At 72.3% G+C, this 16,078-nt stretch carries 13 protein-coding genes; 4 read left to right on the top strand and 9 right to left on the bottom strand.

Translation table 11 applies throughout. The annotated features are described in order from the left end of the window. Positions 1 to 26: 26 nt before the first annotated feature. The 9 genes from FB157_RS34715 to FB157_RS34675 form a co-directional block, all read right to left on the bottom strand. Entirely contained in the window at positions 27 to 599 is a 573-nt protein-coding gene (locus tag FB157_RS34715) for a GNAT family N-acetyltransferase (protein WP_145884661.1), read from the bottom strand. A gap of 50 nt (positions 600 to 649) precedes the next feature. Next, complete coding sequence (locus tag FB157_RS34710) at positions 650 to 1,573, bottom strand: LD-carboxypeptidase (protein WP_145884660.1); 924 nt, start codon at positions 1,571 to 1,573, stop codon at positions 650 to 652. Continuing rightward, positions 1,570 to 3,534, bottom strand: coding sequence for an LpqB family beta-propeller domain-containing protein (locus FB157_RS34705; RefSeq protein WP_145884659.1), 1,965 nt, complete (start codon positions 3,532 to 3,534; stop codon positions 1,570 to 1,572). Before FB157_RS34705 ends, FB157_RS34710 begins: the two co-directional genes overlap by 4 nt. Positions 3,535 to 3,537: 3 nt before the next feature. Beyond that, the gene (locus tag FB157_RS34700) at positions 3,538 to 4,845 is read right to left on the bottom strand and encodes a M20/M25/M40 family metallo-hydrolase (protein WP_145884658.1); all 1,308 of its coding nucleotides are present in this window, start codon (positions 4,843 to 4,845) and stop codon (positions 3,538 to 3,540) included. Next, entirely contained in the window at positions 4,838 to 5,671 is an 834-nt protein-coding gene (locus FB157_RS34695) for a M55 family metallopeptidase (RefSeq protein ID WP_145884657.1), read from the bottom strand. Before FB157_RS34695 ends, FB157_RS34700 begins: the two co-directional genes overlap by 8 nt. Before the next feature lie 114 nt (positions 5,672 to 5,785). After that, the gene (locus FB157_RS34690; RefSeq protein WP_145884656.1) at positions 5,786 to 6,505 is read right to left on the bottom strand and encodes a class I SAM-dependent methyltransferase; all 720 of its coding nucleotides are present in this window, start codon (positions 6,503 to 6,505) and stop codon (positions 5,786 to 5,788) included. Between the two features lie 130 nt (positions 6,506 to 6,635). After that, complete coding sequence (locus FB157_RS34685) at positions 6,636 to 9,092, bottom strand: SpoIIE family protein phosphatase (protein WP_145884655.1); 2,457 nt, start codon at positions 9,090 to 9,092, stop codon at positions 6,636 to 6,638. Positions 9,093 to 9,256: 164 nt separating this feature from the next. Continuing rightward, a complete protein-coding gene (locus FB157_RS34680; protein ID WP_145884654.1) occupies positions 9,257 to 11,653 on the bottom strand; it encodes an MFS transporter in 2,397 nt (798 codons plus the stop codon). 164 nt (positions 11,654 to 11,817) lie between these two features. After that, entirely contained in the window at positions 11,818 to 12,261 is a 444-nt protein-coding gene (locus FB157_RS34675; RefSeq protein ID WP_145884653.1) for an SRPBCC family protein, read from the bottom strand. 134 nt (positions 12,262 to 12,395) lie between these two features. Between FB157_RS34675 and FB157_RS34670 the strand changes: the two genes are divergently transcribed. The 4 genes from FB157_RS34670 (at position 12,396) to FB157_RS34655 (ending at position 16,076) form a co-directional block, all read left to right on the top strand. Continuing rightward, complete coding sequence (locus FB157_RS34670) at positions 12,396 to 13,460, top strand: Rv2578c family radical SAM protein (protein ID WP_145884652.1); 1,065 nt, start codon at positions 12,396 to 12,398, stop codon at positions 13,458 to 13,460. A 136-nt stretch (positions 13,461 to 13,596) separates the two neighbouring features. After that, complete coding sequence (locus FB157_RS34665) at positions 13,597 to 15,159, top strand: alpha/beta hydrolase (RefSeq protein ID WP_145884651.1); 1,563 nt, start codon at positions 13,597 to 13,599, stop codon at positions 15,157 to 15,159. A gap of 68 nt (positions 15,160 to 15,227) precedes the next feature. After that, entirely contained in the window at positions 15,228 to 15,518 is a 291-nt protein-coding gene (locus FB157_RS34660; RefSeq protein ID WP_145884650.1) for a RidA family protein, read from the top strand. A 39-nt stretch (positions 15,519 to 15,557) separates the two neighbouring features. After that, positions 15,558 to 16,076, top strand: coding sequence for a GNAT family N-acetyltransferase (locus tag FB157_RS34655; protein WP_145884649.1), 519 nt, complete (start codon positions 15,558 to 15,560; stop codon positions 16,074 to 16,076). Positions 16,077 to 16,078 lie beyond the last annotated feature (2 nt).

The following is a 16,078-nucleotide window of genomic DNA, read 5'->3' as shown; positions in this document are numbered from 1 at the left end:
GGGAAGTCGGCCAGGGGCGCTGCTGGTCAGGATTGCGCAAAGGCGCTCTCGGCGGGGTCGCGCATCTCGGCGGTGAGCGCCCAGCGTTCGTGGTCCCGCCAGGCCCCGTCGATGAAGATCATGTCGGGTGAGAAGCCCTCCAGGCGGAAGCCGGCGCCGCGAGCCATCGCGATCGAGGCGGTGTTGCCGGGCTGGACGTTGATCTCCAGGCGGTGCAGCCCCAGCGGTCCGAACGCGTACCCGATCACCAGGTCGAGGCCCTCGCGCATCAGCCCCCGGCCGGCCGCGTGGACGAAGACGCCGTAGCCGAGGGCGCCGCACTGGAAGCCGCCGCGGACGATGTTGTTGATGTTGATGAACCCGGCGATGTCCCCGCTGTCCTTCTCGCACACGAGGAAGCCGGCGCGGCTCGGGTCCTCGATGAGGGGTCCGGCGTAGCCGGCGTAGCCCTCTTCGGTGTCCGGCGGGAACAGCCACGGCCGGTGCAGGTCCTTGCTCTCCCTGGCCCGGGCGGTGAACTCGGGTCCGTCGTCGAGAGTGAAAAAGCGGATGCCCACGCGGGGGCCTTCGGCGAGGTGGCGGGATGCGGTGTGCGGCATCCCGCCAGCCTACGGGGCACCGGCCGGGGCGCTCGGTGCGGTACCGGATCTCAGCGCAGAGCGGGCTCGTCCAGCGTCAACGTGCCCGCTTCCGCGTCGAGTTCGGCCGCTGCCCCGAAGGGGACGGTCAGCGCTCCCGCGCAGTGCCCGAATCCGAACTCCTCGGCCACGGGGACACCCAGCGGGCCGAGGCGGTCGGCGAGCATGGGCCGCACCCGCTCGTAGGGATCGCACTGCGCCCAGGAGCCGAGCAGCACCCCGCGCACCCCGTCCAGCCAGCCGGAGCGCAGGAGCTGGGTGAGGTAGCGGTCCAGCCGGTACGTCTGCTCGCCCACGTCCTCCAGGCACAGGAGCCCGCCGCTCGCCGACGGGCGGGCGTGCGGGGCGCCGCGCTCCGCCGCGAGCAGGGAGAGACAGCCGCCGAGGGTGACCCCGCGGGCCCGGCCGGGGACGAGGGCGGTGCCGCCGGAGGCGAGGGTGCGCACGGTCTCCGGCTCGAAGAGCGTGGACCGCAGGTGCGCCTGCGCCCGCTCGTTCTTGATGAAGTCGATACCGGCCGCCATCGGCCCGTGCAGCGTGGCGAGGCCCAGACGGGTGGCGAAGGCCTCGTGCAGGACGGTGATGTCGCTGAAGCCGACGAACACCTTCGGCCCGGCCGCGCGCATCGCCTCCCAGTCGAGCAGGTCGATCATCCGCTGGACGCCGTACCCGCCGCGGGCGCACAGGACCGCGTCCACCGCCGGGTCGCACCAGGCGTTCTGGAAGTCGGCGGCACGGTCGGCGTCCGTGCCCGCCAGGTAGGGGAACTCCCCGTGCCGGTCCAGCACATGGGGTGCGGCCACCGGGTCGAGGTCCCAGCCGCGCAGCACGTCGAGCCCCGCCTGCAGCCGCTCCTCGGGCACCGGCCCGCTGGCGGCCACCACGGCCACGCGTGCCCCGGGGGCCAGCCGGGCGGGCCGTACCAGCTCTCTCACGTGCGCAACTCCAACTCCGGAACACCGGACACACCCAGCTCGAACACCTGAGCGTACAGGGACAGCTCGGCCTCCAGCGCGCGCACCATGGTCTCGGCGCGACGGAATCCGTGCCCCTCCCCCGCGAAGGTGAGATAGGCGTGCGGCACGCCCCGGCCCTCGATCCCGGCGAGGAAGCGCTCGCACTGGGCGGGCGGGCAGATCACGTCGTCCAGGCCCTGGAGCAGCAGGAAGGGCACGGTGAGCCGGTCGGCGTGCGCGGTGGGCGAACGCTCGGCGTACCGCGCGGGCACCTCGGTGAGCGGGCCGATCAGTGACTCCAGGTACCGCGACTCGAAGTCATGGGTCTCCCCCGGCCCCCAGGTGGCCAGGTCGAGGACGGGGTAGACGATGGTGCCGCAGGCGTACACATCGGTCGTGGTCAGGGAAGCGGCTGTGGTCCAGCCGCCGGCGCTGCCGCCCCGGATCGCGAGCCGGTCGCGGTCGGCCGTCCCCTCCTCGGCGAGGGCGAGGGCCACGGCCGCGCAGTCCTCGACGTCGACCACGCCCCACTGCTCGCGCAGCCGCTCCCGGTAGGCACGGCCGTACCCGGTGGAGCCGCCGTAGTTGACCTCGACGACCCCGATGCCGCGCGAGGTGAAGTAGGCGATCTCCAGGTCCAGCACGAGCGGCACCCTGCTGGTGGGCCCGCCGTGCGCCCAGACGACGTACGGCGGCAGCTCGCCGTCGAGGGCGGTGCGGTGCGGGTGGTGCGGCGGGTAGACGTGGGCGTGCACCTCGCGGCCGCCCGGGCCGGTGAAGGTGCGGATCTGCGGCTCGGGGTAGTACGCCGGGTCGACCGGATCCCGGTGCCGGGCGCCGATCGCACGGGCGCGTCCGCTCCTGATGTCCAGCTCGACCACTTCGTAGCCGGTGCGCGGGCTGGCGCCGACCGTGACGACCCGGCCCCCGAGCGCCGCGAGGCCGGGCGCGAACTCGGTCCAGGGTCCGGCGGCGTCGACCACCTCGCCGGACTCCGGGTCCAGTATCCCGAGGGCGGTCGCGCCCCGACCGTGGACGACCGCGACCAGCCCGTTGTCCAGCGGAGCGAACCAGCTCAGGCCGAGCTTCCACAGCGGCCCGGCGAACTCCTCCTCGCGCGGGCACAGCGGGGTGCCGTCCCGGTACAGGTTCCACCAGCCGCCGCGGTCGCTCGCGTACAGGAGACGGCCGTCCCTGTCCCACTCCACCTGCGCGACGGCCTCCTGCGGACCGCCGGCGACCGTGCGAACGGTGTGCAGCGTGCCGTCGTCACCGACCTCGCCGACGAGCAGTTCCGTGCCGTCCCACGGCATCCGCGGATGGTCCCAGGCCAGCCACGCGGCCCGGCGCCCGTCGGGCGAGAGCCGGGGGCCGGTGACGAACCGGTGCCCTCCATCGGTGAGTTCGCGTACGGCGGCCCGGTCCCCGGCGGCCGAGCCGTCCAGCGGTACGGCGGCCAGGACGCGCCGTACGTCGTCCGGGCCGTCCCCGGTGAACTCCTCCAGCACGCACCACACTTCGCCACGGGCGAGGTCCACCTGCGGCTGCGCCCAGCGCAGCCCGCCGCCGACCGGGGAGAGGGGGGTCAGCGGGCGCGGCTCGCCGCCGGGCTCGTAGCGGTACAGGCGCTGGTCGGCGAAGTGCGTGAAGACCACCAGGGGCCCGTCGTCCCGCATCACCCCGGTCCAGGGCAGGCCGCCGTACTCGATGACCCGGCTGCGCACGTTCCACGGCGCGGCCAGCAGCGACTCCTCGCTCCCGTCGGCCAGCCGCCGCACCAGCGCCCGGCGGCCGCCCTCGGCGGGCCGGGGCTCGGTCCACCAGACCTCGTCCCCGACGAAGCCCACCCACTCGGGGTGCCCGTCGTGCGCGGCGGCCAGCGCCGCGTCGATCGGCGAGGGCCAGGATCCGTACGCCTGCTTGTGCACGTCTACCCCCATCACCTAGGCCGTCCGCAGGAAGCGGTCGAGCACCCGGACACCGAAGTGCAGCGCCTCCACGGGGACGCGCTCGTCGACGCCGTGGAACATCGCCTGGTAGTCGAACCCCTCTGGAAGCTTCAGCGGAGCGAATCCGTAGGCGGCGTCGATACCGAGCAGCGAGAACTGCTTGGCGTCCGTGCCACCGGTCATGCAGTACGGCACCACGTGCCCTCCGGGCGCGAACTCCTCCACGGCCGCCCGCATCCCGGCGAACGTGGGCGAGTCGACGGGCGCCTGCAGCGCGACCGACCGGTGGTGGAACTCCCAGTCCACGTCCGGGCCGGTGAGCCGGTCCAGGGTCGCGACGAACTCCTCCTCGCCGCCCGGCAGAAAGCGCCCGTCGACGAACGCGGCCGCCTCCCCGGGGATCACGTTCACCTTGTAACCGGCGTCCAGCATGGTCGGGTTGGCGCTGTTGCGTACGGTCGACTCGACCAGCTTGGCGGCCGGGCCCAGCTTCTCCAGCAGACCGTCCACGTTCCGGAAGTCCGGCTCGAAGCCGTACAGGGCGGCGAGCTCGGTGAGCGCGGCCCGTACCGTCGGGGTGAGCCTCAGCGGCCACTCGTGCTCGCCGATGCGGGTGACGGCGGCGGCGAGCCGGGTCACCGCGTTCTCCTTGTTCACCTTGGAGCCGTGTCCGGCCCGGCCGCGCGCGGTGAGCTTCAGCCAGCCGGTGCCGCGCTCCCCTGCGGCGATGGGGTAGATCTCCCGGCCGTCGCCGTCGTGGAAGGTGAAGGCACCGGACTCGCCGATGGCTTCGGTGCAGCCCTCGAACAGCTCCGGATGCCGGCCGGCGAGGAACCCGGAGCCGTCCTCGGCGCTGTCCTCCTCGTCGGCGGTGAACGCGATGACGATGTCCCGGCGGGGCCTGATGCCCTGCCGGGCCCAGGAGCGGACGACCGCGAGGATCATCGCGTCCATGTTCTTCATGTCGACGGCGCCGCGCCCCCACACGACGCCGTCGCGGATCTCGCCCGAGAAGGGGTGCACGCTCCAGTCGGCGGCCTCGGCCGGAACCACGTCCAGGTGGCCGTGGACGAGCAGGGCGTGGGCGGACGGGTCGGTGCCCGCGATCCGGGCGACGACGTTGGTCCGCCCCGGTGTCCGCTCCAGCAGCAGGGGTTCCAGGCCGGCTCCGGCCAGCCGCTCGGCCGCGTACTCGGCGGCGGGCCGCTCCCGGCAGTCGCCGCCGCCCCGGTTGGTGGTGTCGATCCGGATCAGGCCGGAGGTGAACTCCACCACCTCGTCCAGTGCCTGCTCGTCAGCCATACTGCTCCTCCACCGCGGCCGAGACGATCGTGGTGACCGCCTTGAAGGTCCGGATTCCCTCGTACATCGTGTCGCTGGTGTACGCCACCTTCCGCTCGCCGGTCCGCGCCACCCCCGGGACGACGGTCGCCGCCATCGCCAGGTGCTCGGCGTCGAACTCGACGGCGACGGTGAACGGACCGCCCTGCACGGGCTCGTGGCGCACGGCCAGTCGCGCGGCCTCCTTGGCTGCGGTGCGGATGTCGGAGGCGGTCCGGAACGGCGTACGGCATACCGCCGCATACCGGGACACATGGTCCTTGACCGCGACCTTCAGCGCCTCGGGCGCGTACCCGAGGGCGTCCTCGCAGGCCAGGTCGTCGCCGGTGACGAGCACGACCGGTACGCCGTACTCGGCGACTACATGCGCGTTGAGCAGACCCTCGCTCGCACGGACGTCGTTCACCCACACCCCGGTGATCTGGTTCGCGAGGTAGGTGTGGGCGAGGACGCCCTCCATGCCGGCGCCCGCGTGGTAGCCGACGAACGCGATGCCGTCCACGTCACCGTGCTGCACGCCCTCCACCATGGACAGCGCCTTGTGCCGGCCGGTGAGCATCTCGACCCGGTCGTCGAGCTGCTCCAGCAGCAGGTTGCGCATGCTCCAGTGGGCCTCGTTGACGAGCACCTCGTCGGCGCCGCCGTCGAAGAAGCCCAGCACGGCGGCGTTCACGTCGGAGGTGAACATGGACCGGCACCGCTCCCACTGCGGTGTGCCCGGGAGCACGTCGCCCGGCCAGGTGACGCCGGTGGCACCCTCCATGTCCGCACTGATCAGGATCTTCATGCCCGGCACGTTACGCGTCCCGACCGGGGACAGGCTACGACGGGGCCGTGCGGGGCGGCGGCCACGGCGTCCGCCGCCGCCGCTCCGGAGAGTGCTCCTTGGTGTGCGGCCCGCTCACTTCCCGGCCAGGACGAACCAGCGCGCCGGCAGGTCGATGCGGGTTCCGTCGGTGAGGTACTCGGTCTGCGGCAGGACCGTCTCGCCGCTCGCGAGCACCTCCAGGCCGGCTTCATCGAGCAGCCGCGGGATCTCCTCGTCGTCGGCGTCGGCGGGCTTGAGGCCGTGCTGGAAGACGCGGCGCAGCTTGGGCCCCGGTCCGTCCGGGCCGGTGGCCGCCCGCTTGAGGACGTCCCGCGAGCCCGAGGTCAGCTCGACCACGAAGGCACGGCCCGCGGAGCCGATGATCTCGGCGACCGCGGCGGCCACCGCCGCGCGTGCGTCCGGCTCGCTCTGGTGGATGACGGCCCGCATGTACACGTGGCTGTCGCCGAGCCGCTCGTGCAGGGCCCGTACGGTGCCGATGTCGGTCAGGTCGAGCTGCTGGAACTCGACCGTGTCGCCGTTCTCGGCGTGGCGGGCGTGCTCGACGGCGGCGTGCGAGAGGTCGACGCCGACGGCCCGGGCGAACCGGGTGGCGAGGTAGCGGGTCTGGGTGCCGTTGCCGCAGCCCAGGTCGACGATGGTGCGCGCGGTGTCCGCGTACGGCAGGAGCAGCTCGCTGTGCGGCTGCGCGGTGAGGGAGGGATCGGAGTCCCAGATCGCCTCGCCCGTCGCGTCGGAGGTCTCGCGCCAGTAACTCTCCCACGCGTTGCGGTAGTTGTCCGAGACGTTCATGACGATCTCCCCACGGTCGGTTCCGTGATCGGGATATCGCGGCGGCGGTCGGTTCGGCAAGGGGCAGGGGGTCACCTTCATCGGAAGTACCGACCCCGGCAACCCCGGGGGGACGCGGGCGCCCCCCGGCTCACTGCCTTCCGTTGACGGCCTGTTCGAACCAGACGGTCTTGCGGTGCCCGGTCGCGCTGGCGCCCCACTCCCGGGCCAGCCGGCTGACCACGCGCAGACCGCGGCCCGACTCGTCGTACGGTCCGGTACCGAGCATCGCGGGCAGGCCCGGCTCGTCGTCCGTGACCTCGAAGAGCAGGGCGTCGGTGCGGACCACCCGCAGTCCGATCCGGCCGCCCGAGCCGTGCTGGACGGCGTTGGTGACGACCTCGCTGACCAGCAGCTGCGCCGTCTCCACCGTGTGCGGCAGGCCCCACTCCAGCAGCTGGTCGCGGACCAGGCGCCGGGCCCTGGCCACCTCGTGCGGGGCGGCGTCGAGGTGCCACTCGGCGACATGGTCGTCGGGGATGCCGTTGAGCCGGGCCATCAGCAGGGCGACGTCGTCCTTGCGGCCGCCGCGGGTGTTGAGGGCGCGGATGATGGTGTCGCAGGCGACGTCCATGGAGGCCGCGGGGTGGGCGGCGGACTCGCAGAGCGCGGCGAGGCCCTCACCGATGTCGGAGCCGCGCACCTCGACCAGTCCGTCGGTGCACAGCACCAGCCGGTCGCCGGGCGAGACGCGGACGACGGTGGACTCGAACGCGACACCGCCGACCCCTATGGGTGCTCCGGTGGGCAGGTCGAGCAGCTCGCTGCGGCCGTCCTCGGCCCGCACCAGGACGGGCGGGATGTGTCCGGCGTTGGCGAGGTGCAGTTCGCCGCGGATCGGGTCGTAGACCGCGTACAGGCAGGTGGCGAGGTAGTTCTCGCCGAGCCGCCGGGCCAGGTCGTCCAGGTTGCGCAGCAGTTGGGCCGGCGGGGTCTCCATGGTGGCCATGGTCTGTACGGCGGTACGCAACTGGCCCATCATGGCGGCCGAGTTGAGGCCGTGTCCCATGACGTCGCCGACCACGAGGGCGGTGCGCGAGCCGGGCAGCTTGATGGTGTCGAACCAGTCGCCGCCGATCCGGCCGAGCCGGGTGCCGGGCAGATAGCGGGTCGCCACGTCGCAGCCGGCCATCCGCGGGCTCACCTGCGGCAGCATGCTGTCCTGCAGGGTGTCGGCGACGTTCTCCTGGTACGTGTACATGCGGGCGTTGTCGAGCACGAGGCCCGCGCGGGCGGCGAGTTCGGCGCCGGTGGTGCGGTCCATGTCGTCGAACGCCGGGCGGTCGGGGCGGCGCATGAGCACCATGAAGCCGAGCACCACGTTGCGCGCCTTGAGCGGGACGATCAGCAGGGAGCGACCGCCGATCAGCGGCCTGAGGTCGCGTTTCTCGAACTCGCCGGAGATGCGGTTGGACAGTTCCTCCGTGACTCTCGGGATGAGGACCGGTTCGCCCGTGACCATGCACTTGTAGAACGGGGTGTGCTCGGGGAAGGCGAAGGCCTCGCCGACCGGCACGGTGTCGTCCCAGCGGCCCGGTTCGTCGTTGTGCTCGACCCATACCCGGAACATCACGGTGCTGGCGTCCGGCGGGCCGTCCGGGAAGCCCTCGCCGGCCAGGACGGCGGCCCGCAGGTGGGTGCCGGCGAAGTCCGCGAAGCGCGGTACGGCGGCGCTGGTGACCTCGCGGATGGTCTCACCGAGGTCGAGCGAGGTGCCGATGCCGGAGCTGACCTCGTTGAGGAACTCCAGCCGCTCACGCACGGCGGCGTACTCGAGGTCGTACTCGGCGCCGGTGGGGATCATCACGGGTGCCGTGCGCTGCTGCGGTACGACGGCTTCGGCGGGGCCGCGGCCGGCCCGGCGCGGGACTCCCCAGTACGGAGTGACGGGCACCCGGTCGTGCTGGCTGAACTCCAGGACGGGGTATCCGAGTTCGAGGACCTGGGAGATGATGCGGCCGCTGAGTCCCGGGCCCATGTTGGGCAGGATCTCGGGGAGCCGGCGCTCCAGCTCCTCGGAGGCGGGCAGTTCGGTGTGGCGGGCGAAGCCGGGCGAGATGCGTTCGGCGGTCTCGTCGTCGTAGCCGCGCTCGTCGCGCAGCCGGGTGGCGTCGGCGGCGAGGACCAGCAGCCGGGAGGGTCCTGGACCGACCAGCGGGTAGGCCCACCACAGCACGTCGATGCGGGTGCCGTCGTCCTCGTCCGGGCACAGACGGGCGCGGCCCGCGGTCGCGTAGCCGGTGCGCCCGTCGAGGGAGGCCTCCAGGTCGGGGCCGAGCGCCTCGTGCGCCTCGGGGAGGCCGTAGGTGTCCGGCAGTGCGTCGGCGGGGAGGTCGTCGGAGAGTGCCCCCGAGACGGGGAGCAGGTCGGCTGCGGGACGCCCGACCGCGTCCTCGCGTTCCACGCCGAACAGGCGGCGCGCGCCGCTGCTCCAGTGGGACACCAAGCCATCGTGGTCCACGACGACCACGCCCAGCGGAACCCGGCCCGCGGCCGCGTCGCCGGCGCCGCGGCCGGGAGGTTCGTCCCGCTCGCTGCCACGGTCCATGGCCCAGGCCCTCTCTCCCCACGGCTGTTCGTAAACGATCTGTGCCGCCCGCCACTACGGTACGGCTGCGGCCGGTCGCGATGTGTGGCAATCCTGGAATTGGTTTCACCCGATCGCCCCGGCGCGCAGCTCAGCGCCCTGCGGGCGCCCCCCTCGGCGCGCCCTCAGTCCTCGTGGCCGAGTTGCAGGTCGCGCTCGGTGCGGCCGCCGCGGGCGACCTGCAGGACGGTTGCGACCGGCGGGTAACCTGCGGCGATGACGGTGTACTCGCCGGAGGACAGGTCGACGAACCGGAAGGTTCCGTCCGCTCCGGTGGTGAGGGTGTCCACGACGTTGCCCGCGGCGTCCAGCAGTGTCACCCGGGCGTCCTCCACGGGGCGGCCGCCGTTCGCCCGGACCGTGCCCTTCAGGACGGCGCCGCCGGCGAGTTCGATGTCCTGCCGGGTCTCCCGGGCGGCCTGGACGGTGACCGGGAGGGCGGCGGGCCGGAAGGCGGGGGCGCTGGCGGCGAGGGTGTACTCGCCGGCGACCAGTTCGGTGATGACGTAACCGCCCTCGCGGCCGCTGCGGGTGGCCGCGACGACCTCACCGTGCACGTTGGTGAGGGTGACGGTGGCGTCCCGGACGGCGCTGCCGTCGGCGGTGAGCACGCTGCCCGCGAGGCGTCCGGCGCCGCCGAGCACGACGTCGAGTTCGACGGGGCGCTCGCCGACGGTGACGGAGACGGCCTGCGGCTGGTGGCCGCCCGCGGCGGCGATCAGCACGTACGAGCCGGACCCGGGGGTGGCGAGCGCGTACCGTCCGTCCTCGCCGCTCGCGCCGCGCCCGATCTGCTGTCCGGAGACGTCGATGAGGGTGAGCGCCGCGCGGGGCACCACGGTCCCGTCGGGGTGCTGCACCGTGCCGCACACCGGGATTCCGGCGGTGTGCGGCGAACGTGCCTGCGGGATGGGGGCGTTCACGGCGGCAGGCTCCGTCTCGGTGGCGTTGTGGGGCACCAGCGGTTTCTCCTTGAGGAAGAAGGCGATGAGCAGGCCGAGCACGAGCACCGGGACGAGGTAGAGGAAGATCCGGGGCATCGCGTCGGCGTAGGCGCGGATGTAGGCGTCGCGCAGCGCCGGTGGCAGCGCGTGGACGAGCTGCGGGGTGAGCGACTCGGGGTCGGGCAGCCGGGCGCCCGCGCGCGGGGGCAGTTCCCGGCGCAGGGCGTCGGTGAGCCGGTCCGCGAAGAGGGTGCCGAAGACGGCGGCGCCGACGCTGCCGCCGATCTGCCGGAAGTAGGTGTTGGCGCTGGTGGCGGTGCCGAGGTCGGCGAGGCGTACGGAGTTCTGCACGGCGAGGACGAGGACCGGCATCACCAGGCCGATGCCGGCGCCGAGTACGGCCATCCAGATGCTGTAGTGCAGCCGGGGCGTGCCGGTGTCCAGACGGGACAGCAGCCACATGCCGGCGGCGGAGAGGGCGCCGCCGAGGAGGGGGAGGAGTTTGTAGCGGCCGGTGAGGGTGATGAGCTGCCCGCCGATGACGGAGGCGCCGACGATGCCGGCCGTCATGGGCAGCATCAGCAGCCCGGACTCGGTGGCGCTGGCCCCGTCGACCATCTGCAGGAAGGTCGGCAGATAGCCGGCCGCGCCGAACAGGGCGACACCGATCACCAGGCCGACCAGGCCGGTCACGTTGAAGACGGAGTCCCGGAACAGCCGGAGCGGGATCAGGGGTTCGGCGGCGAAGTGCTCGGCGACGAGGAAGAGGACGGTGGCGGCGACGGCGCCCGCACCGAGGCCGAGGATCTCCCGGGAGTCCCAGGCGTACTCGGTGCCGCCCCAACTGGTCAGCAGGACCAGGCAGGTGGAGGCCGCGGCGAGCAGCAGCGCGCCGGGCACGTCGAGCCGGGCACGGACCCGCGGCCTCGGCAGCTTGAGGACGCCGGTGACGACGGCCAGGGTGACCAGCCCGAAGGGGACGTTGACGTAGAAGCACCAGCGCCAGGAGAGACGGTCGGTGAAGTAGCCGCCGAGGAGCGGTCCCGCGACGGAGGCGAGGCCGAAGGCGGCGCCGATCAGGCCCATGTAGCGGCCGCGCTGGCGGGGCGGCACGATGTCGGCGATGATCGCCTGGACGCCGATCATGAGCCCGCCCGCGCCCACGCCCTGGAGGGCACGGAAGGCGATCAGCTGGTCCATGCTCTGCGCGCGCCCGGCGAGGGCGGAGCCGACGACGAAGACCAGGATGGCGAACTGGAAGACACCCTTGCGGCCGACGAGGTCGCCCAGCTTGCCGTACACGGGCAGGCCGATGGTGGAGGTGAGCAGATAGGCGGTGATCGCCCAGGACATCCGGTCCAGGCCGTGCAGCTCACCGACGATCTTCGGCAGCGCGGTGGCGACGATCATCTGGTCGAGTGCGGCCAGGAGCAGGGCGAGCATGAGCCCGAAGAAGACCAACCGCACCCGGCGCGCGCCGAGTTGGGCGGCCGGAGCGGGGGGCGGAGGTTCCTCGACGGTCTCCGCCGGGGCCGGTGCCGCGGCCGGCTCGTGCTGCACCAGAGTCGTCCCGCCCACGTGCGGCTCCCCTCGTCGCGCCTGTCACATTTCCCGCGTAAGGCGACAACTGCGAACAAGTACGGCGAGTTACGGTGCAATCCCGGACTGGGACGGAGATCCACTCGAACCGGTGAGGGGGCGCTGCGCCGGGTCAACACCCCTTCACCGGCCGGATCTTGGCCCTACTTCTCCACGTGGGCGGCGAGGTTGGCGAGGATCGCGTCGTAGATCCTGCCGAGGCCCTTGGGCGCGAAGGTCTTCTCGAAGAAGCCGCCGATGCCGCCGGCGCCCTTCCAGGTGGTGGTGACGACGACCCGGGAGCTGCCCTCGCCGGCCGGCGTGACGCGCCAGGTGGTGACCATGGAGGAGTTGCGGTCCTTCTCGACGAGTTCACCGTCGCTGGGCTCGCTGACCTCCAGGAGGCAGTCGCGCACACGCTTGCTGGTGGCCTGGAGCTTCCAGTGGACGAGGGTGCCCTCACCGTCGCCGCCCTCGCGCACCTCGTACTCGCTGAAGTGCTCGGGCAGCAGCTGCTGCCGCGTGCCGCTGTAGTCGGCGAGCGCGTCGAACACCTGCTCCGCGTTCGCCGCGACGACCCGCTCCGTGGTGGCTTCGACCTGCGCCATTGCGTTCCTCCAGGACCTGGTTTCTCGGGGTTGGAGCAAGCCAACCACCCCGGCGCCCGGCCACCCAAATCGAGGTCGCACGATCATGGGAACGTATGTTCTATTCTGAGCGCGAGCGCTACCGAGGAGGCGTCATGCGCTGGGAGAACCTCACCGTGGACTCCGGGGAGTCCGGCGGTCACGGCCGGGCCGCCGATACCGCGCTGTTCGGCGCGGACGCCGTCGTCAGCCGCACCTTCGACACACCGGAGTTCCGCGGGATCACCTTCCACGAGGTGCGGGCCCGCTCGGTCCTGAACCGGGTGCCGGGCGCCTCACGCATGCCGTTCGAATGGACGGTGAACCCGTACCGTGGCTGCTCTCACGCGTGCGTCTACTGCTTCGCCCGCAAGACGCACAGCTATCTGGACCTCGACACCGGGATCGGCTTCGACACCCAGATCGTGGTGAAGGTGAACGCGCCCGAGGTGCTGCGCCGCCAGCTGGCCTCGCGCCGCTGGCAGGGCGACCACGTGGCGATGGGCACCAACGTCGACTGCTACCAGCGCGCCGAGGGCCGCTACCGGCTGATGCCGGGCATCATCTCGGCGCTCACCAAGCACGCGAACCCGTTCTCGATCCTGACCAAGGGCACGCTGATCCTGCGCGACCTGGACCTGCTGGTCCGCGCGGCCGCTGTGACGGACGTGGGGATCTCGGTCTCGGTCGGCTTCACGGACACCGAGCTGTGGCGCACGGTGGAGCCGGGCACGCCGGCGCCCGAGCGCCGCCTGGACGTGGTCCGCACCCTGGGCGAGCAGGGCATCGGCTGCGGGGTGCTGATGGCGCCGGTCATCCCCTTCCTGAGCGACGATCCCGCCCAACTGCGAGCCACCGTGCGAGCGATCGCGGCGGCCGGAGCCACCTCGGTCACCCCTCTGGTGCTGCATCTGCGCCCCGGCGCCCGGGAGTGGTTCATGGCCTGGCTCGGCCGGCACCACCCGCACCTGGTGCGCCGCTACGAGCGGCTGTACGCGGAGGGCGCCTACGCGCCCAAGTGGTACCAGCGCCGGATCACCCGACAGGTGCACGAGCTGGCCCAGGAGTACGGCATCGGACCCACGCGCGCGGGCGCGGCCCGGCGGATCCGGCCGGCCGGGGCCCCGCCGGCGGCCGAGCCCGCGGACGTGTCCGAGCCGACCCAACTCACCCTCCTTTGAGAGCGTTAGAGGGCATCCCTCGACCCAATTGGGTCAACTATTGACATAGTAGGTTCTTCAGGGCGCTCTCTTCGGGACGATGCGGCGAGAACCGTGACCCTCGCGGTTCGCATCACCCTCCGTCCCGGGAGGACCCATGAGGACACGCGCAGCAATGCTGTGCGCAGCCGCCGCCATGACGGCGGGCTCGGTCACGGCCGTGCCCGCGCAGGCGGCCCCCACCGCTCCGGCGGCCAGGCTCACCTGGAAGACCTGCGGAACCAGCGACTACCCGACGCTCCAGTGCGCGTCCCTGAAGGTGCCGCTGGACCACCTGCATCCGGCCGGCACCCAGATCACCCTCGCCCTGTCCCGCGTGCCGCACACCGCGGCGACGTCCCAGGGCCCGCTGCTGGTCAACCCCGGCGGCCCCGGCGGCAGCGGTCTGACGCTCGCGGGGTTCGTCGCGTCCGCGCTGCCGAAGAGCGTGGCGGCGCAGTACGACGTCATCGGCTTCGACCCACGCGGAGTGGGCCGCAGCACCCCGGCCCTCGACTGCTCGCCCCGCCACTTCAGGACGGTGCGTCCCGACACCGTGCCCGCCACGGCCGCGCTGGAGCAGAAGAACCTGCAGCGCGCGCAGTCCTTCGCCGCCGCCTGCGGCCGCAAGTACGCGAGCGTCCTGCCGCACATCAACACCGTCGCAGCGGTCCAGGACATGGACTCGGTCCGGCAGGCCCTCGGCGCGCAGAAGATCAGCTACTTCGGTTACTCCTACGGCACCTACCTGGGCGCGGTCTACGCCAAGCTCTTCCCCGAGCGGGTCCACCGCCTGGTGCTGGACTCGATCGTGAACCCGACCGGCATCTGGTACGAGGACAACCTCGGCCAGGACTACGCCTTCGACGACCGCCACCGGGCCCTGATGGCGTGGATCGCCAAGTACGACGCCACGTACCGGCTCGGCAAGGACCCCGCGAAGGTCGAGGCCGCGTGGTACGCGATGCGGGCGGCCCTGGCGAAGAAGCCCGCGGGCGGGAAGGTCGGCGCCTCCGAACTGGAGGACACCTTCATCCCCGGCGGCTACTACAACGGGTACTGGCCCTACCTGGCCCAGGCGTTCTCGGCCTACGTCCACGACAAGAACGCCGAACCCCTGGTGCAGGCGTACCAGCGGTTCGCCGCCGTGGACACCTCGGGCGACAACGGCTACAGCGTCTACACGGCGGTGCAGTGCCGTGACGCCGCCTGGCCGCACAACTGGAACCGCTGGCGGACGGACACCTGGGGGGTGTACACGAAGGCACCCTTCATGGCCTGGAACAATGCCTGGTACAACGCACCCTGCGCGTACTGGCCGGCCGGCACCCTGAAGCGGGTGAACATCGCCAACGGCAAGCTGCCGCCGACGCTGCTGTTCCAGGCGACGGACGACGCCGCGACCCCGTATCCGGGCGGTGTGACGGCCCACCACCTGCTGGCCCGCTCCAGCCTGGTGGTCGAGGACGGCGGCGGCAACCACGGCATCACGCTGAGCGGCAACACCTGCCTGGACAAGTACCTGGCCGACTATCTGACGAGCGGCAAGGTCCCGTACGGCACCGGCACGGCCGACGCGGTGTGCAAGAAGTCCCCTGACCCGAAGCCGCTCAAGGCGAAGGCGGCCTCGGCGCCGTCGCGCGGCTCGACCCTGCACGGTCTGCTGGGCTTCCGGCGCTGAACCGCTCCTGACGGCCCGTCGGGGGCCGTGTCGGGGCGTTGTCGGACCCGTGGTCCACCACGGGACGCATGAGCGAACCGACCCGCATCCCCGCCCCCGACGGGGTCGCGCCCGCGGCCCAGTACAGCCACGGCCTCCAGGACGTCGTCGAACTGACTTGCTTCGTCACGGACATCGCCTTCCTGCCGGCGATCCTTCCCCAAGCTCTCAACTGCGTTCGAGCAGGGGAGACCCCAATGGCCCGCGCGGCGCACATACCCGGCGACCGCCTTCCGGCGGCCTCGGCCGTCCAGGTGGCCCCGCTCGTCGCCCCGGAGTTCTTGATGGAGGTCGAGGCGCTCGTGGTGGCCGGCGGATAACCAGGGACGCGTACGGGAGCGGGCCTCTAGGGTGCCGCCATGGACAACCCGCTTGCGCACATCCGTCCGATGACCCTCGACGACTGCGACCGCGTCTCGGAGATCCGCGTCCGCGGCTGGCAGCACGCCTACCGGGGGCTCATGCCGCAGAGCCATCTCGACACGCTCAGCGTGGCGCGGGACGCCGAGCAGCGGCGGGCATGGTTCGGACAGGGAGACGGAACGGTGGCGAACCTGGTCGCCGAGCTGGACGGCCGGATCGTCGGCTGGGCGGCGCACGGGCCGTACCGGGACGGCGAGGTGCGCACCGGGGACTGCGAGTTGTACGCCCTCTACCTCGACCCCGCACACATAGGAAGCGGGATCGGGCGGGCGCTGCTGGCCGCGTCGGTCGAACAGTGCTCCGGGTACCCCAGCATGTTCCTGTGGGTCCTCAAGGAGAACACGCGCGCCCGCCGCTTCTACGAACGCGCCGGTTTCCGAGCGGACGGCGCCGAGGAGCCCTTCGACGTGGACGGCGTGGCCGTCCCCGAGGTGCGGTACGCCAGGGAGCTGTGAGC

Origin of the sequence: Streptomyces sp. BK340 (genome assembly GCF_007827595.1) — a bacterium.
Classification (GTDB): Bacteria; Actinomycetota; Actinomycetes; order Streptomycetales; family Streptomycetaceae; genus Streptomyces.
Note: the sequence above shows the minus strand (reverse complement) of the source record. Positions and strands in the feature narration are given on the sequence as shown.

Excerpts from the sequence above, each read along its gene's own strand:
- FB157_RS34715 (WP_145884661.1), bottom strand. The coding sequence starts at position 599 with ATGCCGCACACCGCATCCCGCCACCTCGCCGAAGGCCCCCGCGTGGGC.
- FB157_RS34705 (WP_145884659.1), bottom strand. The coding sequence starts at position 3,534 with ATGGGGGTAGACGTGCACAAGCAGGCGTACGGATCCTGGCCCTCGCCG.
- FB157_RS34700 (WP_145884658.1), bottom strand. The coding sequence starts at position 4,845 with ATGGCTGACGAGCAGGCACTGGACGAGGTGGTGGAGTTCACCTCCGGC.
- FB157_RS34695 (WP_145884657.1), bottom strand. The coding sequence starts at position 5,671 with ATGAAGATCCTGATCAGTGCGGACATGGAGGGTGCCACCGGCGTCACC.
- FB157_RS34690 (WP_145884656.1), bottom strand. The coding sequence starts at position 6,505 with ATGAACGTCTCGGACAACTACCGCAACGCGTGGGAGAGTTACTGGCGC.
- FB157_RS34685 (WP_145884655.1), bottom strand. The coding sequence starts at position 9,092 with ATGGACCGTGGCAGCGAGCGGGACGAACCTCCCGGCCGCGGCGCCGGC.
- FB157_RS34675 (WP_145884653.1), bottom strand. The coding sequence starts at position 12,261 with ATGGCGCAGGTCGAAGCCACCACGGAGCGGGTCGTCGCGGCGAACGCG.
- FB157_RS34670 (WP_145884652.1), top strand. The coding sequence starts at position 12,396 with ATGCGCTGGGAGAACCTCACCGTGGACTCCGGGGAGTCCGGCGGTCAC.
- FB157_RS34665 (WP_145884651.1), top strand. The coding sequence starts at position 13,597 with ATGAGGACACGCGCAGCAATGCTGTGCGCAGCCGCCGCCATGACGGCG.
- FB157_RS34660 (WP_145884650.1), top strand. The coding sequence starts at position 15,228 with ATGAGCGAACCGACCCGCATCCCCGCCCCCGACGGGGTCGCGCCCGCG.
- FB157_RS34655 (WP_145884649.1), top strand. The coding sequence starts at position 15,558 with ATGGACAACCCGCTTGCGCACATCCGTCCGATGACCCTCGACGACTGC.